Source organism: Hydrocoleum sp. CS-953 (assembly GCF_002260545.1).
In the GTDB taxonomy this organism is placed as follows: Bacteria; Cyanobacteriota; Cyanobacteriia; order Cyanobacteriales; family Microcoleaceae; genus Trichodesmium.
Window position 1 is genome coordinate 1 of sequence record NZ_LGSU01000364.1, and the last position, 2,887, is coordinate 2,887.

The window sequence follows — 2,887 nt, forward strand, 5'->3', positions numbered from 1 at the left end:
TCAAGTTTTCCCCTCTTTATGTACTACATTTTGTCGTGCGGAATGTGGGATGAAAGAAACAACCCCTACTGCAATGCCCCCTTGCGCGTGAAAGGTGGTGTAAACAGTTTGATGATTGTGGGAAAAACCCACCCCACAAAACAGGATTCCGCCACTATCTGGGTGGATTACTAGGGGAAGCTGATAAAGCTTTTCGTACAGCTATGTATGCACCATTTTTTTAACTGGTTAACTAACAACATTGACACCTTTGCCTTTCATAAACAGAGTTTGGGCTATATTTGGGCTTAAGATGAGAAGTGTAAACTTCGCCAAAAGTCTCATATAAGCTGGCTTTTCGCAATTAAAGTAAACCTTGATAAAAATACTGGAATCCAAGTAGAGTAAGTAATGAACGCCCCTTAATATTTACTTGATTTCGGCAGCTCTAAAATGTTGTGTAAGTCCCGTAGCGATCGCGGGAGACGTAAAATTATTGTAGACCAAGCATTATAGTCTAATTTTACCAGTTAAGTTGTGTAAGTCCCATTAGAAGATATAGACTATCTGTTAAAAAATGCTGCCATTTTAAATATACCAGCGCTCATTGCTATATGTAAAAGGTACAGAAGTTGAAGACAAATATGGATTGAAAAAATGGCTTCCTATAGACAAGCAAGCTAACCAAAAATGGCTTCCTATAGACAAGCAAGCTAACCAAAATAAAATCAAGGAAATTGAACAAGATAAAGATTCCGATCCTAAAAATACTCCTGATTGTTCTAAATGGAAAAAAGACTGACAAAATTTTATTAAAAACTAAAAATTATGCACATATCTAAATATCTGATTTTACTCTTAATCTCTTTCCTTTCAGCTTGCTCTTTTGAAACATCAAACATCCCACCAGAAACAGAAACTTCAGACAAAAATTCTACATCTACAGTTACTCCAGATAATAATTCCCAGTTCGGAGAAAATCTAGTAGAAAATTACCTCCAAAAAACTCCAGTCAAAACAACAGTAAATCTAACTTTACCCCAAGCACAAAAAATTCAAAATCAGTTTGTGGCAGAAATTAGTAAAAGTCTCGGTTCGGTAGTTGGTTATAAAGCCGGATTAACTAATCAAAAAGCTCAAGAAAGTTTCAATGTTTCTCAGCCTTTGCGCGGTGTTTTTCTAGAAAAAATGTTATTAGAAAATGGTAGTGTTATTTCCGCTAAATTTGGCAGTCGCCCTATTGGAGAAGGCGACTTAATTATGAGGGTAGGAAGTGCAGAAATTAATAATGCTCAAACTCCTAGAGAAACCTTAAAATNGGTGTTTTTCTAGAAAAAATGTTATTAGAAAATGGTAGTGTTATTTCCGCTAAATTTGGCAGTCGCCCTATTGGAGAAGGCGACTTAATTATGAGGGTAGGAAGTGCAGAAATTAATAATGCTCAAACTCCTAGAGAAACCTTAAAATATTTAGATGCAGTTATCCCATTTATTGAATTAGGAGATTTAGTTTATAGTCAAGATATAAAAATAGATGCTCCTGCTCTTTTAGCAATTAATGTTGGCGCAAGAACAGGAATTTTAGGTGAACCTATTCCTGTCGCTGATACTGATGAATGGGAAAATCGTTTGCAAAATTTACGGATAGAAATGTTAGACGAAAATGGCAAAGTATTAGCATCAGGAAATGGTAGTGGTTTATTAGGAAATCCCTTAAATGTTGTGTTGTGGATTAAAGATTCTTTGCAAGCTGAAGGAAAAGAATTAAAAAAAGGAGATTTACTTTCTTTAGGGAGTATGACTAGCTTTATTCCTGTTAAATCAAATTCTACTATTCGTGCTAGATATTTAGATTTAGAACCCAATAAAACTGTAGAAATATTTGTCAAATTTGAGTAATAGTAGGTTAGGTTGTTTGCGCTAGCATTGCGCAGCATGGAACGTTTGCGGAGCATTTCCAACGGAAAAACCCAACAACAATAACTAGCTTTATTCAAGTCAAATCAAATTCTACTATTCGTGCTAGATATTTAGATTTAGAACCAAATAAAACAGTGGAAATATTTGTCAAGATTGAATAAAGGTAGCAACCCGATATACCTAAAACGGTGCGTTACAACGGATTGCTAAATTATTTTTATAGTCTATATTTGAGCCGTCTAACGCACCCTACAAGTTTGGCATTTTATTAACAATAAATTATCTAAACGTGATATGATTTATAGAATCATTTTAGATAGATGAAAAATGAAAATCCAAAAATTATAATTTGGCGATCGCGCACAATCTTGGTATCTCAAAACTATTTAATTTTCGCCTAATCTTAACTTGTTAGTTGGTGTTTCTGGCGTCGAAAAAACTCAAATAATTCGTTTAATTTTGGGTCTTAAAGGAATTGCTAATGGCAAGTCATTTAATGGAGTTTATACCAATTACCATGCATTAATACTATACTTTAGCTATACTTCAACAGTCCAGTATTTACCAAAATTTAAAGTCTGTTTTTAACAATTATTAGTTAGTATAGATTATCGCTACTTTTCCTCTCCCCCCACTTCCCACACTCCCGTACGGACGCCCTTATGCAACGTCCCTCCGCCACCCAATCATATATAGCAATATTTTTGAGAAATGGTATTACTGGGATATAACTTTTCTAACTAAAGATAATATATCATATCGTTTCGTTGACAAGGAGAATTTGAAACTGTAGAAGAGTTTCGGATAATAATAAATGATTCTGAGGCACAGCCTAAATTTAAAATTCTTTCTGAAAATCTCTCTAAAAATGAGGAATTTATGATTTTTCGGAACATTTTTACTTGCTAGGTTGTTATTGATAGTAGAGTTACTAATATTTGTAGTACCAAATGCGAAGACACCACCACCGTCATCAGTTGCTGTATTAT

1 protein-coding gene and 1 pseudogene are annotated in these 2,887 nt (G+C 34.3%); both read left to right on the plus strand.

The window, feature by feature from the left end; all coding sequences use genetic code 11:
• Nucleotides 1–49: 49 nt before the first annotated feature.
• Nucleotides 50–188, plus strand: a pseudogene (locus tag AFK68_RS40935) (IS701 family transposase); the annotation flags it as partial.
• Nucleotides 189–586: 398 nt separating this feature from the next.
• Nucleotides 587–781, plus strand: coding sequence for a hypothetical protein (locus tag AFK68_RS03430; RefSeq protein ID WP_094671604.1), 195 nt, complete (start codon nucleotides 587–589; stop codon nucleotides 779–781).
• Nucleotides 782–2,887 lie beyond the last annotated feature (2,106 nt).